Here is an 18,534-nt window from a genome sequence, read left to right as displayed (position 1 = left end):
GCGCCTGCTCAACCAGCGAAGTCATCAGAACTCCAGCGAGCGGTCGACGGCATCGAGGACGCGGTCGAGGTCGGGCAACCACTCCTCCTCGATCCGCGAGGGCGGGTAGGGGGTGTCGAAGCCGCCGACGCGCAGCACCGGCGCCTCGAGGGAGTAGAAGCACTCCTCGGTGATCCGGGCGGACAGCTCGGAACCCATGCCGAGGTTGACGTGCGCCTCGTGGGTGACGACGACGCGACCCGTGCGGCGCACCGACTCGTAGACGGGCTTCATGTCCAGCGGCGACAGCGTGCGCAGGTCGATGACCTCGAGCGACTTGCCCTCGTTGGCGGCAGCCTCGGCGGCCTTGAGCGCGGTCTTCACCGTCGGGCCGTAGGCCAGGACGGTCACGTCGGAGCCGGCGCGCACGGTGCGGGCGGTGAACAGCGGGTCGGGCGTGGCCGACTCGTCGAGCTCGAGCTTGTCGGCGTGGTACTGCCGCTTCGGCTCGAGGAAGATCACCGGGTCGTCGCAGGCGATGGCCTGCTGGATCATCCAGTAGCCGTCGACCGGGTTGGAGCAGGCGACGACCTTGAGGCCGGGCGTGTGCGCGAACTGCGCCTCCGGCGACTCGCTGTGGTGCTCGACCGCGCCGATGCCGCCGCCGAACGGGATGCGGATGACCATCGGCATCTTGGACTTGCCCTGCGAGCGGAACGTCATCTTCGCGACCTGGCACACGATCTGGTCGTAGGCGGGGTAGACGAAGCCGTCGAACTGGATCTCGACGACGGGTCGGTAGCCGCGCAGCGCCATGCCGACCGCGGTGCCGACGATGCCCGACTCGGCCAGTGGCGAGTCGATGACGCGGTCCTCGCCGAAGTCCTTCTGCAGGCCGTCGGTGATGCGGAAGACGCCGCCGAGCTTGCCGACGTCCTCACCCATGATCAGGACCTTCGGGTCGTCCTCCATGGCCTTGCGCAGGCCCATGTTGAGGCCCTTGGCGAGCGTGATCTTGGCCATCAGTGGTCACTCCCCTCGAAGGATGCGAGGTAGGCGGCGTAGCCGTCGCGCTGGGCGGCGAGCTCGTCGGTCATCTCGGTGTAGACGTGGTCGAAGACGCTCATCGGCTCCGGGTCCGGCAGTGCCTTGCAGCCTTCGCGCAGGTGGTGGCCGAGCTCCTTCGCCTCCGCGTCGAGGTCGTCGAAGAACGCCTGGTCGACCAGGCCGTTGCGGCGGAGGTAGACCTTGAGCCGCTCGATCGGGTCCTTGAGCTTCCAGTGCTCGACGTCGTCGGAGAGGCGGTAGCGCGTCGGGTCGTCGGTCGTCGTGTGCGCACCCATGCGGTAGGTGTAGGCCTCGACGAACGTGGGGCCCTGGCCGTCGCGCGCACGCTGCAGCGCGGCCTTCGTGACGGCGTACGTCGCCAGCACGTCGTTGCCGTCGACGCGGACGCCCGGGAAGCCGAACCCGAGGGCGCGCTGGTAGAGCGGGATGCGGGACTGACGCTCGATCGGCTCCGAGATGGCCCACTGGTTGTTCTGGCAGAAGAACACGACCGGCGCGTTGTAGGACGCGGCGAAGATGAAGCCCTCGTTGACGTCACCCTGCGAGGAGGCGCCGTCGCCGAAGTGGGCGATCACGGCGGCGTCGCGGTCCGGGTCGCCGGTGCCGACGGCACCGTCGCGCTGGATGCCCATGGCGTAGCCGACGCCGTGCAGGACCTGCGCGCCGATGACGATCGTGTAGAGCCCGAAGTTCTTCTCGGCCGGGTCCCACGCGCCCTGGTCGACCCCGCGGAAGAGGCCGAGCAGGTCGAGCGGGTCGATGCCGCGGCAGTAGGCGACGCCGTGCTCGCGGTAGGTCGGGAAGACGTAGTCCTGGGGGCGCAGCGCGCGGCCGGCACCGATCTGGGCGGCCTCCTGGCCGAGCAGCTGGGCCCAGATGCCGAGCTCGCCGTGGCGCTGGAGCGCGGTGGCCTCGGTGTCGATGCGCCGGGTCAGCACCATGTCGCGGTAGAAGCCGCGCAGCTCCTCGGCGGAGAAGTCGTGGTCGAACTCGGGGTGGTGGACGCGCTCGCCCTCAGGGGTGAGGAGCTGCACGAGCTCGGGGCCACCGTCCTGCTGCGAAGGGCCGAAGACCTCCACGAGGTCGGGGCCGAAGCCTCCGGTGTTCACTGCGGGGTCGCTCATGGCACTCCATTCGCTAGCGGCTGCGCGGGGTCACCGGGCACGCCGACGGCTGTCTGTTGTCCATGGTGCCGCGGGCGTGTGTGACCCCGACCACATGGTGTCCCCAAAGTTATCCGCCGGACCACCTCGGGGGCCAATCGGTCTAGGTTGTGCGCCGTGCTCCCGCGCCTCCGCGCCGCCCTGACCGGCCTGCTGGCGACTGCGCTGGTGGCCGTCGCCGTACCCGCCCAGGCGGAGCGTGCGCCGCGACCGGTCCTCGCCACGGACTTCGCCGATCCCGCCGTCACCGTGCACGGCGACGGCTTCGTCGGCTTCTCCACGGGCAGCCTGGTCCCGCGGTCCCATGCCGACGGACCGGCGGGCGGCTGGCGACCGGCGAGCCCCGCGCTGGTCCGGCTGCCGTCGTGGTCGCACGCCGACGGCGACATCTGGGCCTCCGACATCGCCCGCCTCGGCCGCTGGTGGGTGCTCTACTTCGCCGCGCCCGTGCGGGGTCTGGGCGAGTACGGCCGCTGCATCGGCGTCGCCCGCTCCCGCTCGGCGACCTCCGGCTTCAAGGCTGTCGGCGGACGCCCGCTGGTGTGTCCGTCGTACGTCGACGTGCCGGCCGCCGAGGACCCGGTGCCTGTCGCCGTGGCCGGCCTGCCCCGGGCCGGTGTCATCGACCCGTCGCTGGCCGTCGCGGACGGACAGCCGCACCTCGTCTACAAGACCGACCGCATCCCGTCGTCGATCCGGCTGCTGCCGCTGTCCGCCAGCGGCCTGCACGCGGCCGGCCCGAGCGTCGAGCTCTTCCGCCACGACGGCGTGCTGGAGAACCCGGTGCTCGTCGAGCGCCCGGCCGGGTGGGTGATGCTGCTGTCGCAGGGCAACTTCACGCGCTGCTCCTACCGGACCGTCTGGCGCCGTACGACATCGATCCTGGACTGGTCGGCCGCGACCGGCGGCGTGCTCCTCGACCGGACCTCGCGCCTGTGCGGCCCGGGCGGTGCCGACGCGACGCCGATGCCGCACTCCCCGCGGCTGCGGGTCTACTTCCACGCCTGGACCTGCCACGGCAGGGCCACCCCGTGCGGGCCGGGGATCCGCAAGGACCGGCTGCGCCACCGGTCGCGAGCGATCCGGCCGATGTATGCCGCCGACCTCGGCTGGGTCGACGGGGTGCCGGTCGTCGCGAACTTCCTCTAGGGACGGTGCTGGTCGAGCAGGCGACCGAGCCGCGGGCCTGTCGGTTTGCGCCAACCCCCCGCCCCCGGGGTATCAAGGTGGTGCCTTGAAGGGGGTTCAAGCCACATGACTCGTCACCTGATCAGGTGGGCCGGTGCACTGACCGCATTGACCGTCCTGCCCGCCCTGCTCGCGCTCGCACCGGTCTCGACGTCGGCCAGCGGCGCGGACGACCGCAAGGCCGCGATGGCCCCACGACCGCTGATCTGGGAGCGCGACTTCGGTGACCCGAGCGTGGTCTTCGACGGCACGAAGTGGTTCGGCGCGGCGACCGGCTTCCGGGGACGCGGGTCCGACTCGGCCAACGACTGGGGCATCTGGAACCCCACGGGCGACCTGCTGAACGCGAAGCCCGCCTGGGCGAAGTACGCCGGCGTGTGGGGCCCGGACCTCGAGCGCGGCCCGGCCGGCTGGCTGGCCTACTACACGATGCCGTCGCGCGGGCTCCCGCACGCGCAGGACCGCTGCATCGGCGTCGCGACCGCGCCGTCCGTGGACGAGACCTTCACCCCTGTCAGCGACCGACCGCTCGTGTGCCCCGACTACTCCGCGACCGAGCCCGCCTCCGACCCGGTCGGCGGTCGGGTCGGGCTGCCGCGCCGCGGGGTGATCGACCCGTCCTCCTTCATCGCCCCCGACGGCCGGCGCTTCCTGCTCTACCGCACCCAGGGCACGCCGTCGACGATCCGGATGATCCGCCTGAACCCGGCCGGCACGGGCACCTTCGGACAGAGCCGCGAGCTGATCCGCGACGTGGGCGTCCTGGAGAACCCGGTCATGGTCCAGCACGGCGACTGGTACTACCTGATCACCTCGCGCGGCGACTACGGCGACTGCCGCTACCGCACGATCTGGCGCCGCTCCCACTTCCGGCACAAGGACTGGCAGGGCACGCGCGGGCACGCCCTGGTCAACCGTCGCAACTCCGGCGTCTGCGGTCCCGGCGGTGCCGACTACGTCGAGGCGACCACCACCCACGCCAACCGGCTGTTCTTCCACGGCTGGGTCTGCAAGGGCACCAACCTGCCGTGCTACCAGAGCTACCAGGGCGGCCAGGACTTCGAGGACGTCGGCAAGCGTGCGCTGTACGCCGCCCGGCTGCAGTGGACGAAGGACGGCCCTGTCCTCTCGGCGTTCGTGCAGGGCCCCGAGCCGGTCCCGCCGCCGCCCAGCCCCACACCGACACCGACACCAACCGTGACCCCGACGACCCCGCCGCCGACGTCACCGACCAGCCCGCCACCGACGTCCCCGACGACGAGCACCACCACCACGTCACCGACGACGTCGCCGACCACGACCTCGACGATCCCGATCCCGATCCCCTAGCCGACCGCTCAGCGGCCGTGCGGGGTCAGCCAGCCGGACTCGTCGGGCCCCAGCGGCACGATGCCCGTGGGGTTCACGTCGGTGTGCACGCGGTAGTAGTGCGCCTTGATCTGCTCGAAGTCGATCGTCTCGCCGAAGCCCGGCGTCTGGAACAGGTCGCGCGCATAGCCCCACAGCGCCGGCATCTCGATCAGCTTGTTGCGGTTGCACTTGAAGTGCCCGTGGTAGACGGCGTCGAAGCGGGCCAGCGTCGTGAACAGCCGCACGTCGGCCTCGGTGATCGCGTCACCCATGAGGTAGCGCCGGTCGGTGAGCCGCTCCTCGAGCCAGTCGAGCGCGGTGAAGAGTCGTTCGTACGCCGCGTCGTAGGCCTCCTGCGAGCCCGCGAAGCCGCAGCGGTAGACGCCGTTGTTGACCTCGGTGAAGACCCGCTTCATCACGGCCTCCATCTCCTCGCGGCCCTCGACCGGCCACAGGTCCGGCGCGTCCGCGCGGTGGTGCTCGCGCCACTCGAAGAAGAAGTCGTGGGTGATCCACGGGAAGTCGTTGGTGACGACCTTCGTCGTCGCCACCTCGACGATCGCCGGCACGGTGATGCCGCGCTCGTAGCCGGGGACGCGGTTGAAGTAGGCCTCCTGGAGCCGCTCGATGCCGAGCACCGGGTCGACGCCGCCGGGGTCCAGGTCGAAGGTCCAGCTGCGGGCGTCGTGGGTCGGGCCGGGCAGCCCGAGCGAGATGACGTCCTCGAGCCCGAGGAGGTTGCGCACGATGATCGCCCGGTTGGCCCACGGGCAGGCCTTGGCCGCCACCAGTCGGTAGCGCCCGGGCTCGACCGGCCACACGGGGGCGTCCGGGTCGGCGCCGTACGCACCCTCCAGTGGGTCGGCCGGCGCCGGGCCCGCGCGCAGCCGGTCGGGGATGTAGTTCATGTCCCGCTCGAACGGCTTGCCGTCCTCGGTGTACTTCGCAGTGTCGGCCATGGCTCCATCATGCCGCTTTCAACCACATCCCCCCAGCCCGACCGACAGACCGGCGCCCACCGTGGAGTCACGATGGGCGCCGGTTGCACTCGGGGACCTCAGATGTGCTGACCCGGGTTCGTGTCGTCGCTCCTCGTCGCGGTGGCCGTGCGCGAGTCCGACAGCCGCGCGAGCTGTCGGGCCGCTGCGTCGCGACCACCCAGGCCGAAGGCGAGGGCCGCGGCAGCAGCACCGCCGACGACCAGTGCGCCGAACGCGAGCTCGATGATCGAGTCCGCGATCCCCATGTAGGACAGGCCCATCGCGACGAACAGCACGAGCGTCGCGTAGCGCACGACCGTGCTGCCGGTGCCCGTGACCAGCTTGGCCAGCAGGTTGGCGATGAAGAACCCCGCGGCGATGATCGCGCCGCCGAACAGGACACGGCCGCCCAGCTCGAGCACCTCGCTGAGGAACTCGGTGATCTGCGGGAAGGCGAGCACCTGGGCAGCCATCACGGCGAAGAACAGCACGATCGCCACCTGCGCGACCTTGGCGACCACGGGGGTCGCGCTCTTGCCCTCGGGCAGCACCTCCATGGCCGTGAGCGCCCGGTCGGTGCCGAATCCGTCGAGCACCTGCGCCAGGATCTCGCCCGCGAACTTGGCGATCATCACGCCGATGCCGAGGATCAGCGCAGCCGCGATCACGAGGGGGATCGTGTCGAAGATCTTCGTCAGCATCTGCTCGGCCGGGTCCGAGATCGACTTGATGCCCAGGATCTGCAGAGCCGCGATCGCCACCACGATCATGATCAGCGCGTAGACCACGGTCGCCAGGGTCTTGGGGAGGGCGGAGAGTCCCGACGGGGTCGAGGTGTCTGCGGCGTACGCCGTGGTGCCCGACGCGGTGTCGGCGGACGTGGCCACCGGGCCGGTGCCCGTCTGCCTGTCCACCGTCGACCTGGCCGAGCTGAACCACCGCTCGAAGGGAACGGCACCCAGCGCGGTCTCGATCAGCTGCCGCACCACCTTGGCCACCAGGGCACCGATGAAGAACACGAACAGTGCGCCGATCAGGTTGGGCAGGAACTCCATGACGCGTGTCAGCAACGTCTGGATCGGCGCCAGCACCTGGTCGAGGGCGAAGACCTGGAGGATGGCGACCAGGCCGAACAGCCACACCAGCAAGGACGCGGCCGTGCCGAGGGAGCTCCCCAGTGACTCACCGTCTCCCCCTGCGCGCTGGAGCGCGGATACCCGGCTGGTGATCTTGCTGAACGCCCATTTGACGACACGGGCGACGATCCAGGTGATCAGCAGGATCACCAGTGCGGTGCCCGCCTTCTGGGCTATGTCCGCCCAGTCGATGTCGTTCCAGAATCCTTCTGAAGTGTCCATGTGGGTTACCTCCGAGTAGTTTCCCCCGCCCCTTCCACTGTTCCGCAAATCCGCTCGGTTGTTAACCCCTGGCCTTCATCGCCGGAACTCCTGGGCCAGGGTGATGAGCCGATCGTTGGCCTCGGTCTCGCCGATGGACACGCGGGCGCCCTCCCCGGCGAAGGGGCGCACGACGATGCCGAGCTCGTCGGCGGCCGCGGCGAACTCGGCGGTCCGCTCACCCAGGTCGAACCAGACGAAGTTGCCCTGCGCGTCGGGGATCTCCCACCCGGCAGCGCGTACGGCGCCGACGACCCGGTCCCGCTCGAGCACCAGCGAGTCGACGCGCGAGAAGAGCGCCTCCGTCGAGGCCAGCGACGCGATCGCCGCGGCCTGGGCGACCGACGAGACCCCGAAGGGCAGCGACACGGCGCGCAGCGCAGCGGCCAGCGGCGGGGGGCCGACGGCGTAGCCGACGCGGAACCCGGCCAGCCCGTAGGCCTTGGAGAAGGTGCGCGTCAGCACCACGTTGGAGTGGGCGCGACAGGTCGCGAGCCCGTCGATCGCATCGTCCATCCGGACGAACTCGAGATAGGCCTCGTCGACGACGACGAGCACGTGTGAAGGAACGCGGGCCAGGAAGGCGTCCAGCTCGGACTGGGTGACCGCAGGTCCGGTCGGGTTGTTGGGGGTGCAGACGATCACGACGCGGGTGCGGTCGGTGATCGCCGCGGCCATCGCATCGAGGTCGTGACGACCGTCGGGCAGGAGCGGGACCTTGACCGACACGGCGGCGGCCGCAGTGGCCGCGATCGGGTAGGCCTCGAAGGAGCGCCAGGCGTAGATGACCTCGTCGTCGGGCTCGCAGAACGCGTTGAAGAGCTGGTAGATCAGCGCGACCGACCCCGTCGCGGCCGCCAGGTCCTCGACCGGCACGTCGAGGGACTCCGACAGGGCGGCGTACAACGCACTGTTGCCCATGTCGGGATAGCGGTTCATCGCCTCGGCCGCGCGTGTTGCCGCCTCGACGACGCCCGGGAGCGGCGGGTAGGGGTTCTCGTTGGAGGAGAGCTTGTAGGACGTGAGGCCGGGCCGCGGGGTGGGTGGCTTGCCGGCGACGTACACGGGGATGGCGAGCACGTTGGGCCGAGGCTGCGGAGTGGTGGACATGGGCGCAGGTTAGCGCCGGCGCCACGGTCGCAGCACGAGGGCGAGGACGATCCCGATCCCGCCGCCGATCAGGGCACCGGTGACGTTGTCGACCACGTCGGTGACGTCGCAGGCGCGGTCGATGCGCGCCAGCGCGAGCTGCATCAGCTCGATCGCCACGCTGTAGAGCCCGAGCAGCACGAGGCCCGCGGGCGCCAGCAGCCAGCCGAGGCGCCAGCGCGCGACGCCGAGCACCCACAGCGCGCCGGCCGGCACGAAGACCGCGATGTTGAGCAGCCGCTGGCTGCCGGGCAGGATCCAGAACCCGTCGGGTGCCGGGCCGCCGTAGTCCAGGGAGCAGGTGTCCGCGCGCGACTCGGCGGGCACGACGCCGGTGCCCCACTGCGCCGGCAGCAGCGTGAGGATGCCGAGCACGACGACCGTCCAGGCACAGCCCGCGAGGGCGATCGCGGTGACCCAACCGAGGCGGCGGCTCAGCCCCCAGGCGACGAGCGCGAAGACTCCGAGGCTGGCCAGCGAGGCCAGCAACATCACGCCCGTCCCGCCGATCGTCACCACCCGTCGAGGTTATCGAGCGGGGTGTCGAGACGACCTGCCCCCTACGCTGACGAGCATGGGTTTCCTCCTCAAGCTCCTTGCGTACGCCGCCGGGCTGGCCGTGGCCGCGTGGCTGCTGGCCGACATCCGCTTCACCGGACCGAGCAACGGTTCGGCCGAGGTGCAGGAGAAGCTGCTCCCGCTGCTGGGCGTCGCGCTGATCCTGACGCTGGTCAACACCTTCATCCGGCCGGTCCTCAAGGTGCTCTCGTTCCCGATCACGCTGCTGACGCTGGGGCTCTTCCTGCTCGTCATCAACGGACTGATGCTGCTCCTGGCGGGCAGGATCGCCGAGGCCTTCGACCTGGGCTTCACGGTCGACGGGTTCCTCGCGGCCGTCATCGGCGCCATCATCGTCACCATCGTCACCTGGGGCGTCGACGCCGTCGTGGGCGACGAGTGACCTCCCTGCCGGCGCCCCACGAGCCGGGTCGCTACCGCGTCGCCTTCATCTGCTCGGGCAACATCTGCCGCTCCCCGAGCGCCGACGTCGTCCTCGCCTCGCTGCTCACCGACGCCGGCCTGTCCGACCGGGTGACGGTGGTGTCGGGCGGCATCGGCGACTGGCACGTCGGCAACCCGATGGACCCGCGCTCCGCGTCCGCCCTGTCGGCGCGGGGCTACGACCCCTCGCTGCACCGCGCGCAGCAGGTCGCGGGCCACTGGTTCGGCCGCGACGACGTGCTGCTCGCCATGGACGAGACCCACCGCAGCGACCTGGCCCGGCTCGGCGACGCGGACCGCGTCCGGCTCTTCGGCGACTTCGATCCGCAAGCTCCGGGTGTGGAAGTACCAGACCCCTACTACGGTGGCAGGGATGGCTTCGAGGAGGTGCTGGACATGATCGAGCGCACGTGCCGTGCCCTGGTCCCCCACATCGAGCGAGCCCTCTCGTCCTCATGACCCGCCAGCCGCTGGTCGCGAAGCGTGCCGAGGAGCTCCTCGGCACGTCCGTGGTGTCGACCGCCCCGGTGGCCGGCGGTGACATCGCCACCGCCACCCGGCTGCGTCTCTCCAACGGCCAGACGGCGCTGATGAAGACCCTCGCCCACGCCCCCGCGGGGTTCTTCGAGGCCGAGGCGACCGGGCTGCGCTGGCTGGCCTCGGCGCCCGGGGGCGTGCCCGTCCCCGAGGTGCTGGCCGCCGACGGCGACTGCGTCATCCTCGCCTGGATCGAGCCGACCCCCAAGCACCAGCCCGAGGCCGCGATCAGCTTCGGGACAGCGCTCGCGGCCACCCACCGCGCCGGCGCATCGGCGTACGGCGCCCCACGCGACGGATTCATCGGCCGCCTCCCGATGCCCAACAAGGCGTGCGCGACCTGGCCCGAGTTCTATGCCGTACGCCGCGTGCTGCCCTACCTCAAGCTCGCTCGCGACCGCGGTGCGGTCACCGACGGCGAGGCAGCCACGATCGAGTCGGTCATCGGCCGGCTGTCCTCGCTGATCCCCGACGAGGCGCCCGCGCGGCTGCACGGCGACCTGTGGAACGGCAACTGCCTGTGGGGCGTCGACGGCGTCGTCCACGCGATCGACCCCGCGGCCCACGGCGGCCACCGCGAGGCCGACCTCGCGATGCTGCACCTCTTCGGGCTGCCCCACCTTCCCCGGGTGATGCAGGCCTACACCGAGGCATTCCCCCTGGCTGACGGCTGGGAGGACCGGCTCCCGCTCCACCAGCTCTTCCCGCTGCTGGTGCACGCGTGCATGTTCGGTGGCGGGTACGGCGCCCGCGCGGCCACCGTCGCTGCGCGCTTCGTCTGAGTCGTTCTCTCGGCCGCAGCCCTGCTCGCTTCCCTGATCGATCGCCCTCGGGTGAAGTTCCACTCGAGCAGGTGGAAGTTCATCAGAGTTCACGCGGAGCCACGGTCAGCTCCACCTGAACTTTCACTCGAGCGAGTGGAAGTCCATCGCGGTTCCCGCGACAGGGAACGCGCTTGCTCAGCCCACCCTCAGGCACTGCTGGCATCCTTGGCGCGTGCCCCAGTCCCGTCCCCGCGTGCTCGTCGTCGACGACGACAAGGCCGTGCGCGAATCGTTGCGCCGCTCGCTCGAGTTCAACGGCTATGACGTGTCGCTGGCCGCCGACGGTGCGGAGGCACTGGCCACCCTGGGCACCACCCACCCCGACGTGGTCGTGATGGACGTGATGATGCCGCGGCTCGACGGGATCGAGACGACCCGGGCGCTGCGAGCGACCGGCAACGACGTACCCGTCCTGGTCCTCACCGCCCGTGACGCCGTCGGCGACCGGGTGGAGGGCCTCGACGCCGGGGCCGACGACTACCTCACCAAGCCCTTCGCCCTCCAGGAGCTGCTCGCCCGGCTGCGCGCCCTGCTGCGCCGGATCGTGCCCGGTGACGAGGACGAGACGCTGGCGTTCGCCGACCTGTCGATGGACATCGGGTCGCGCGACGTACGCCGCGGGCAGCGCAGCATCGAGCTGACGCGCACCGAGTTCACCCTGCTCGAGATGTTCCTGCGGCGACCGCGACGGGTGCTGGAGCGCTCGTTCATCCTCGAGGAGGTGTGGGGCTACGACTTCCCGACCAGCGCCAACTCGCTCGAGGTCTACGTCGGCTACCTCCGTCGCAAGACCGAGGCCGAGGGCGAGCCGCGGCTGATCCACACCGTGCGCGGCGTCGGTTACGTCCTGAAGGAAGCATGAGCGAGCGCTGGCACTACCGGCGCTCACTCGCCTCCCGGGTGGCGCTGCTGACCACGCTGGCCGTCGCGGCGTCGATCGCGGCGATGGCGCTGGGCGCGTTCATGGTGATGCGGATGCAGCTGCAGTCGTCCCTCGACGAGTCGCTGCTCAACCGGGCCCACCTGGCCGCCGAGTCGACAGCCCTGTCCCAGGCGACCGCGCAGGACGTGCCGGCCTGGATGCTGGGTGCGGCCGACGTCCGGGTCATCTTCATCACCGCTGAGCGGGGCGTGCGCTCGGCCGACAACCTGCCGACGTTCCAGCTCGGCCGGCCCGAGCTGAAGGTGGCATCCGGCCAGTCGCCGTCCTCGATCAGGACCGTGCTCGACGACGGCGGCGCGCGCTACCGCGTCGCCACCGTGCCCGCCGGCAGCGGTCAGGCGCTGGTGCTCGCGCAGGCGCTGGAGTCGCAGGACCGCACGCTGCGCAAGCTCGGCACCGTCATGCTGGTCTCGGGCGTGCTCGGCATCCTCGCCGCGGCGCTGTCCGGCTGGGCGGTCGCGACCAACGGCCTCCGGCCCGTACGCCGCCTGACCCAGTCCGTCGAGAAGAACGCCGTCCACGAGGACCTGCGCCCGCTGCCGGTCGAGGGCGACGACGAGATCGCCCGGCTCGCCACCGCCTTCAACCAGATGCTCGGCGCCCTCGCCGCGTCCCGCGACCGGCAACGACGGCTGGTGGCCGACGCGAGCCACGAGCTGCGCACCCCGCTCACCTCGCTGCGCACCAACCTCGACCTGCTCGCCCAGGCCGACGGCGCCGACAACCACACGGCTTTCCCCGTCGAGGCCCGCCGCGAGCTGCTCGACGACGTCCGCGGCCAGATCGAGGAGCTGACCACCCTCGTCGGCGACCTCGTCATGCTCGCCCGCGAGGAGCAGCCCGAGGCCTCCATCACCACCCTCGACCTGGCCGAGGTGGCGGACCGCGCCGTGACGCGCGTGCGTCGCCGCGCTGCGGGGGTCGACTTCGACGTACGCCTCGAGCCGTGGACCGCGCAGGGCGACGCGACCGGTCTCGAGCGCGCGATCACCAACGTGCTCGACAACGCCGCGAAGTGGAGCCCTGCCGGCGGGACGATCACCGTGCGGCTCGCCTCCGGCGTGCTGACCGTGGACGACCAGGGACCGGGGATCAGCGAGGCCGACCTTCCGCACGTCTTCGAACGGTTCTGGCGCTCCGACGAGTCGCGCTCGATGCCGGGCTCGGGACTCGGGCTGGCGATCGTGCGCCAGGTCGTCGACCAGCACGGTGGTCGCGTCGTGGTCGGCGAAGCGCCCGGCGGCGGCACCCGCGTCTCGCTGTCGATTCCCGAGCGAAACTGACCCGGGCGCGTCAGCGTCCGGACAGTTTCGCGAGCACGGCCGGGACGCCGACTCGGGGCTACTCGACCGCCGCATCCTGGTCGAAAACCGACAGCAACCGCTCCGCCTTCCAGCGCGACTCGGCCCACTCGTCCTCGAGGTCGGACCGGACGGTGATCCCGCCACCCGTGCCGAGGGTCCAGCTCCCGTCACCCGCGGTCGTCAGCGAGCGGATCACCACCCCGAGGTCGGCCGGCCCGTCGCCGCTGATCCAGCCGAAGGCACCGGCATAGACCCCGCGCGCCGTCTCCTCGACCTCGTCGATGATCTCCATCGTCCGCAGCTTGGGCGCGCCCGTCATCGAGCCCGCGGGGAAGAGCGCCCGCAGCGCCCCCACCGTCGACACGTCGTCGCGCAACCGGCCGCTGACCGTCGAGACGAGCTGGTGCACCGACTCGTAGCTCTCGACCTGCATCAGCGCCGGCACCTCGACCGACCCGACCTCGCACACCGTCGCCAGGTCGTTGCGGAGAAGGTCGACGATCATCAGGTTCTCGGCGCGGGTCTTGGGGTCGGTGGCCAGGCTGGTCCGCAGCGCGTCGTCCTCGGCGGCCGTCGAGCCGCGGGGCGTGGTGCCCTTGATCGGCTTCGTCTGCAGCGTCCGGTCGGGGGTGATCAGCGCATAGCGCTCGGGGCTGGAGGACAGCAGCCAGGCGCGGTGGCCCTCGACGTCGTGCTGCAGGAACCCGGCGTACGGCGCTGGGTTGACCTCGCGCAGCCGGAGGTAGGCCTCCGCCGGGGTGACGGAGTCTCGCCGGGCCAGCCGGTAGGTCAGATTGACCTCGTAGGAGTTGCCGGCGCGCAGCTGCTCCTGGACGTCGACGAACCCAGCGGCGTACGAACGCGGCGGACTGGTGGGGGAAGTTTCGCGCTTCTTGGGTGTTGCAACGGCCAACCCGTGCAGGAGTCCCCGCTTAGGCGGGGACTCCTGCAGGGGCCCGTGCTCGAAGATCCGCACATGCCGCGCCCGCATCCACACGGCGTCGGGCAGGGCGGGGTCGGGGCGGGCGGGGAGGTCGGGGCGGCAGGCATAGCCGAAGTAGCCGAACCACTGCTCGCCCGGAGCCATCGTCTCTTCGAGTACGGCGAACACGTCGTCGCCCACGACCTCGGAGCGAGCGCCGGCGTGCCGGGTGACCAGCCCGGAGGAGGCGGCGTAGGTCAGGGACACGTCGTCCTCGTCGAGCCAACCGATCAGCGAGCGCTGCCCCGACCACTCGCGCGCGCCGCCGCCGTCGAGCCAGAAGCAGCGCGGGTGCTCGGCGGCGACCTGCGCGAAGAAGTCGATCGGGTCACTCATGCGAGGAAGTTCGCGATCAGCTCGGCGCCGCAGGAGGACAGGATCGACTCGGGATGGAACTGCACGCCCTCGAGCGGCAGCGAGCGGTGGCGCACGCCCATCACCACGCCGTCGGCCGACCACGCCGTCGCGACCAGGGACGACGGCAGGGTCGTCGCCGCCAGGGAGTGGTAGCGCACTGCCTCGAACGTCGGCGGCAGGCCGGCGAAGACACCTGCTCCGTCGTGCCGGACGACCGCCACGTCGCCGTGCGCCGGTTCGACGCGCGAGACGACACCGCCGTACGCCGTCACCAGGCCCTGCAGGCCGAGGCACACGCCCAGCACCGGGACCGTGCCGGCGAGCAGCACCTCGCGCCCGACCGCGAAGTCGGCGGGGTTCGCCGGGTGGCCGGGCCCGGGCGAGAGGATCACGTGGGAGTGGGACAGCACGTCGCCCGCGCTGACCGCGTCGTGCTGCACGACCCGCGGCACGGAACCCGTGACACCTGCGACGAGGTGCACGAGGTTCCAGGTGTAGGAGTCGTGGTGGTCGACCACGATCACGTCCGGCGGCACAGGCCGAACGCTAGTGGGTCGGGCTACGACGTGATGCCGCGGCAGGTGGCGGCGACGGCCTCGTTGCCGACCTGGGCGGCGCAGAGGTCGAAGTCCTTCAGCTTCTGGCGCAGCGACTTGACCTCGGCGGCGTAGCGCGGCTTGGCGAAGGAGTTCGTCTTCTCCCAGACCCGGTTCTTGTAGGGATAGAACTCGTAGCCGTGGTCGGTCCGGTCGGGCGCGTTGTCGAAGTCGTAGCGGATCAGCAAACCCGTGCGGCTTCGTACGGCGACGTAGGACGGGATCCGGTCGAGCTCGTCACCGGTGAGCGCGGAGTCGGGGTCCTTCTTCGTCAGCGCCTGCGCGGTGTGCTCGAAAAAGACGTGGTTGCGGCGCACCACAGCGGGGTCGGCGAACGTCGGGACCAGCGAGGCGCCGAAGCGGTAGGGCTGGGGCGCGAGGCCCGCGAGCTCCTCGAAGGTCGGCGCGAGGTCGATGTTCGAGGTGAGCTCGGCGCGACGGCCCTTCACGACGCCGGGGCCCACGACCAGGAGCGGCACGTGCACGTCGGTGTCGTAGGCGGTGCCCTTGCCGCGGCCCAGGCCGTTCTGGCCGAGGTGGAAGCCGTTGTCGGAGGTGAACACGACATAGGTGTTGTCGTCGACCGTGCGCAGGATCTTGCGGACCGTGCGGTCGACCGACTGCGCCATCATCGCGCGGTTGCGCAGGTCGTTGACGCTGACGGCCGCGCGGAACGGGTTGGGCCGGGTGTTCCACTGCTTGGTGCGCTTGCCCTTGGCGGTCAGCGGGTGGTTGTCCTTGCGACTGTCACCGAAGCCGGGCAGGTCGCGCGTCGTCAGCTCGGCGCAGGCCACGCGGCCGCAGTTGCCCGGCTTGCCGTCGTGGGGACGGTCGCGGAACATCGGCGGGAAGACCGGGTCGCCGGGGTAGTGCGGTTCGGGGTTCGTGCGGTTGTGCGGCGCGTACGGCGCCACCTTGAGGAAGTACGGCGCTGCGCCGGCCTGGTGGCGCTTGATGAAGCCCAGCGCGTAGCGCTCGATCACGCTGCCCGCATAGGCGCGGTCTCGCACGGCCATCGGCGCGGACAGCGGCGGCGCGTCGTGCTGGCGGATCTGGAGGCGGCCGTCGTTCAGCGTGGTGGAGGCGAAGCCCCAGCCGTCGTAGGCGGAGCCGAAGACGACGTTGAGCTCCGACCAGCCGGGGGGCGCCGGCGGCACCGCGCGGCCGGGCGCCCACTCGTACTCGTTGAGGTACTTGCCGACGAAGCCGGTGGTGTAGCCGGCCTGCTGCAGCGCGACGTTGAACGAGCGAGCGGGGTTGCCGTTGCCCTCGAAGGCGGGCCAGCCGCCGAGCGGCATTCCGCTGGCTGTGCCGGAGGTGTTGGTGCGGACCCCGGTCTGGTGGGGGTACTGCCCGGTGAACAGGCTGGAGCGCGACACGCAGCACAGCGAGTCGACGACGAAGGCGTGGGAGTAGTCCGCACCGCGGCGGCGCATGTCGCGCACGGACCGCATCGTCTGGACGAGGTCCATCGAGAAGTCGTCCATCAGGACGAGCACGATGTTGGGCCGCTTCGACCTCCGTCCGGCCTTGTCGACCGTCTGCGGCTCGGCGACGACCGCCTCGACCTGGACGGCCGTGGCGTCGGCGCTGGGGCCGGTGAGCGTGTCGGTGGTCTCCGTGGTCCCGCTGGCGACCCCGCCGCAGGCGCTGACCGCGAGCAGACAGGCGGCAGCAACCGATCGTCGTACGAACTGCAAGGACTCCCCCGTCCAGTGATGATGTGCCCACCCATGGTGACGCATGGGGCCGGGAATTCGTTGCTCGACGCACGAATCCGATAAGGCTACTAGTTCAGTGCAGAATCCCCGACGAGGGCCTGCACGAGGTCGTGCAGCAGGTCGTAGCCGTGCTCGGTGAGGATCGACTCCGCGTGGAACTGGATGCCGCGGTAGTGCGGTCCGGCCACGAGGTGGACGTCGCCGGACTCCTCGTCGCGCTCGACGGTGACGCCGTCGGGCAGCGCGCTCGGGTCCGTCACCCGGCCGACGAAGGTGTTGTAGAAGCCGACCCGCTCGGTGCGACCGCGGTAGGGGATCGGCGACTGGGTGCCCTGGAAGACGATGTCCTTGAACGCGAGCGGGATGCCGAGGCGCTCGCACAGCGTCTGGTGGCCGAGGCACACCGCGAGGAACGGCTGTCCGCTCGCGAGCAGGTCGTCCACGGCGCCGCGGAACGCCGCGATCTTGGGGTGCGTGCCGTCGCGCGGGTCGCCCGGACCGGGGCCGACGATCACCAGGTCGGCGCCGTCGAAGGCACCCGTCGCGTAGTCCTCGTGCCGCACCACGGTCGAGGACATGCCGAAGACGCCGAGCACGTGGCGCAGCATGTTCACGAAGTCGTCCTCGCCGTGCAGGATGACGGCGCTCTTGCCCTTCAGCGTCGGGTCCGGCGGCGCGCCCTCCTGGTCGGTCAGCCAGAAGCGGCTCAGCCGCTGGTTGCGCGTCCCGAGCGCGAGCAGGACGTCCTCGTCGCGGGCCAGCGCCGCGATCGCGTCGCTGTCGACGGTCGCGACCGGCACCAGGCCGAAGGCGCTGAGGATGCCGCCCGCCTTCGCGTGCGTCTCGGCCACCTCGTAGGCCGCATCGCTGTCGCGCACCAGGGTGGCCCCGGCTGTCACCTTCAGGTGCCCGTCGGGCGAGACGTCGGCGGTGCGGATCAGGATCGGGCTGTCCATCGTCGGGTTGCCCTGCCGGTCACGGCCGAAGAGCGCCAGCGCCGAGCCGTAGTAGCCGCGGCCCTCGGTCTCGTAGCGGCTGATCAGCCGGCAGGCGTTCTCGACCGGGGCGCCGGTGACCGTGGCGGCGAACATCGTGTCGCGCAGGATCTCGCGGGGGTCGCGCTCGCTGCGCCCGGCGAGGAGGTACTCGGAGTGCACGAGGTGGGTCATCGGCTTCAGGAACGGGCCGAGCACCTGGCCGCCCTCGTGGCAGATGTCGCACATCATCTTGAGCTCTTCGTCGACGACCATGAAGAGCTCGTAGATCTCCTTCTCGTCGCCGAGGAAGTCGAGCAGCCGGCTCTTCAGCTCGTCGGGACCACTGCTCTGGCCGACGCGGAACGTCCCCGAGATCGGGTTCATCCGCACGTCGCCGCCCATCACCGACACGTGCCGCTCCGGGCTCGCCCCGATCAGGAACCGGTCGCCGGTGAAGAAGATGAAGGTCCAGTATGCCCCGCGCTCACGCACGAGCAGCCGCCGGAAGACGGTGAGCGCGCGCTCGACGTCCCAGTCGGCGACGACGGCGCGGTAGTGCCGGCCGATGACGAGGTTGGCGCCCTCGCCCTGGCCGATCTCGTCAAGGATGATCCGCTCGACGATGGTGGCGTAGTCGTCGTCGTCCACGCCGAAGCCGCCGCGGTCGGAGAACTCGACGGGTACGTCGGGGAGCGCGTCGATCAGGTCGTCGACACCGACCTCGTGCTCCTCGGTGATGTCGACGACCACGAGCGGGGTGCCGTCGTCGATCACGTCGAAGCCGCGCTCGGCGATCTGGCGGAAGGGGACGGCGACGAGGCGGTCGGCGCTGCGGCCCGGCTCGGGGACACCCTCCTCGAGCGGGATGTCGAGGATCGAGTCGACCTCGCTGCGCGTGCCGCCGATGATGCCGGCCGTGGGTGCGGCCTTGCGCCGGATCACCGCCCACGCCTCCTGCCCCTGGACCTGCTCCAGGAGGGCGCGGACGTAAGCGGCGGCAGTCATGGCCGAAACCCT

At 71.0% G+C, this 18,534-nt stretch carries 17 protein-coding genes; 7 read left to right on the top strand and 10 right to left on the bottom strand.

The features are described 5' to 3' along the window. Positions 1 to 24: 24 nt before the first annotated feature. Positions 25 to 1,002: an alpha-ketoacid dehydrogenase subunit beta gene (locus C9J87_RS08005; protein WP_010834403.1), complete on the bottom strand. Its 978-nt coding sequence runs from the start codon at positions 1,000 to 1,002 to the stop codon at positions 25 to 27. After that, positions 1,002 to 2,171 (bottom strand): pyruvate dehydrogenase (acetyl-transferring) E1 component subunit alpha, encoded by a 1,170-nt coding sequence (gene pdhA, locus C9J87_RS08000; RefSeq protein ID WP_010834404.1) that lies wholly within the window; start codon positions 2,169 to 2,171, stop codon positions 1,002 to 1,004. Before pdhA ends, C9J87_RS08005 begins: the two co-directional genes overlap by 1 nt. A gap of 156 nt (positions 2,172 to 2,327) precedes the next feature. Between pdhA and C9J87_RS07995 the strand changes: the two genes are divergently transcribed. Next, positions 2,328 to 3,359, top strand: coding sequence for a family 43 glycosylhydrolase (locus tag C9J87_RS07995; protein WP_157953146.1), 1,032 nt, complete (start codon positions 2,328 to 2,330; stop codon positions 3,357 to 3,359). A gap of 105 nt (positions 3,360 to 3,464) precedes the next feature. After that, the gene (locus C9J87_RS07990) at positions 3,465 to 4,727 is read left to right on the top strand and encodes a family 43 glycosylhydrolase (protein ID WP_107705180.1); all 1,263 of its coding nucleotides are present in this window, start codon (positions 3,465 to 3,467) and stop codon (positions 4,725 to 4,727) included. Positions 4,728 to 4,735: 8 nt separating this feature from the next. On the opposite strand, the gene C9J87_RS07985 is transcribed toward C9J87_RS07990, so the two are convergent. From C9J87_RS07985 to C9J87_RS07970, 4 genes are all read right to left on the bottom strand, one after another. Next, complete coding sequence (locus tag C9J87_RS07985) at positions 4,736 to 5,707, bottom strand: glutathione S-transferase family protein (RefSeq protein WP_010834407.1); 972 nt, start codon at positions 5,705 to 5,707, stop codon at positions 4,736 to 4,738. A gap of 98 nt (positions 5,708 to 5,805) precedes the next feature. Further along, on the bottom strand, positions 5,806 to 7,086 hold the full coding sequence (locus tag C9J87_RS07980) for a mechanosensitive ion channel (protein WP_010834408.1): 1,281 nt from the start codon (positions 7,084 to 7,086) through the stop codon (positions 5,806 to 5,808). A 75-nt stretch (positions 7,087 to 7,161) separates the two neighbouring features. After that, the gene (gene hisC, locus C9J87_RS07975; protein ID WP_010834409.1) at positions 7,162 to 8,235 is read right to left on the bottom strand and encodes a histidinol-phosphate transaminase; all 1,074 of its coding nucleotides are present in this window, start codon (positions 8,233 to 8,235) and stop codon (positions 7,162 to 7,164) included. Positions 8,236 to 8,244: 9 nt separating this feature from the next. Next, positions 8,245 to 8,793 (bottom strand): VanZ family protein, encoded by a 549-nt coding sequence (locus C9J87_RS07970; protein ID WP_010834410.1) that lies wholly within the window; start codon positions 8,791 to 8,793, stop codon positions 8,245 to 8,247. 55 nt (positions 8,794 to 8,848) lie between these two features. On the opposite strand from C9J87_RS07970, the gene C9J87_RS07965 reads away from it, so the two are divergent. From C9J87_RS07965 to C9J87_RS07945, 5 genes are all read left to right on the top strand, one after another. Further along, positions 8,849 to 9,235: a phage holin family protein gene (locus C9J87_RS07965; RefSeq protein ID WP_010834411.1), complete on the top strand. Its 387-nt coding sequence runs from the start codon at positions 8,849 to 8,851 to the stop codon at positions 9,233 to 9,235. Further along, on the top strand, positions 9,232 to 9,735 hold the full coding sequence (locus C9J87_RS07960) for a low molecular weight protein-tyrosine-phosphatase (protein ID WP_010834412.1): 504 nt from the start codon (positions 9,232 to 9,234) through the stop codon (positions 9,733 to 9,735). The genes C9J87_RS07965 and C9J87_RS07960 overlap by 4 nt, the downstream gene beginning before the upstream one ends. Beyond that, positions 9,732 to 10,595: a fructosamine kinase family protein gene (locus tag C9J87_RS07955; protein ID WP_010834413.1), complete on the top strand. Its 864-nt coding sequence runs from the start codon at positions 9,732 to 9,734 to the stop codon at positions 10,593 to 10,595. Before C9J87_RS07960 ends, C9J87_RS07955 begins: the two co-directional genes overlap by 4 nt. A gap of 214 nt (positions 10,596 to 10,809) precedes the next feature. Beyond that, positions 10,810 to 11,499, top strand: coding sequence for a response regulator transcription factor (locus tag C9J87_RS07950; protein WP_036491342.1), 690 nt, complete (start codon positions 10,810 to 10,812; stop codon positions 11,497 to 11,499). After that, the gene (locus C9J87_RS07945) at positions 11,496 to 12,863 is read left to right on the top strand and encodes a sensor histidine kinase (protein ID WP_010834415.1); all 1,368 of its coding nucleotides are present in this window, start codon (positions 11,496 to 11,498) and stop codon (positions 12,861 to 12,863) included. Before C9J87_RS07950 ends, C9J87_RS07945 begins: the two co-directional genes overlap by 4 nt. 58 nt (positions 12,864 to 12,921) lie before the next feature. Here the strand turns inward: C9J87_RS07945 and C9J87_RS07940 are convergent, their stop codons facing one another. The 4 genes from C9J87_RS07940 to C9J87_RS07925 form a co-directional block, all read right to left on the bottom strand. Then, entirely contained in the window at positions 12,922 to 14,202 is a 1,281-nt protein-coding gene (locus C9J87_RS07940; RefSeq protein WP_107705179.1) for an anthranilate synthase component I family protein, read from the bottom strand. Then, positions 14,199 to 14,759 carry an anthranilate synthase component II gene (locus tag C9J87_RS07935; protein WP_107705178.1) on the bottom strand — a complete coding sequence of 187 codons (561 nt, stop codon included), beginning with the start codon at positions 14,757 to 14,759 and terminating at the stop codon, positions 14,199 to 14,201. Before C9J87_RS07935 ends, C9J87_RS07940 begins: the two co-directional genes overlap by 4 nt. A 23-nt stretch (positions 14,760 to 14,782) precedes the next feature. Further along, on the bottom strand, positions 14,783 to 16,519 hold the full coding sequence (locus tag C9J87_RS07930) for a sulfatase-like hydrolase/transferase (protein WP_157953145.1): 1,737 nt from the start codon (positions 16,517 to 16,519) through the stop codon (positions 14,783 to 14,785). A gap of 89 nt (positions 16,520 to 16,608) precedes the next feature. After that, entirely contained in the window at positions 16,609 to 18,522 is a 1,914-nt protein-coding gene (locus C9J87_RS07925) for an anthranilate synthase family protein (protein ID WP_107705176.1), read from the bottom strand. Between the last annotated feature and the right edge of the window lie 12 nt (positions 18,523 to 18,534).

This window comes from Nocardioides allogilvus, from assembly GCF_003047285.1.
Taxonomy (GTDB): Bacteria; Actinomycetota; Actinomycetes; order Propionibacteriales; family Nocardioidaceae; genus Nocardioides; species Nocardioides allogilvus.
This window is presented reverse-complemented; position numbering and strand designations above follow the sequence as displayed.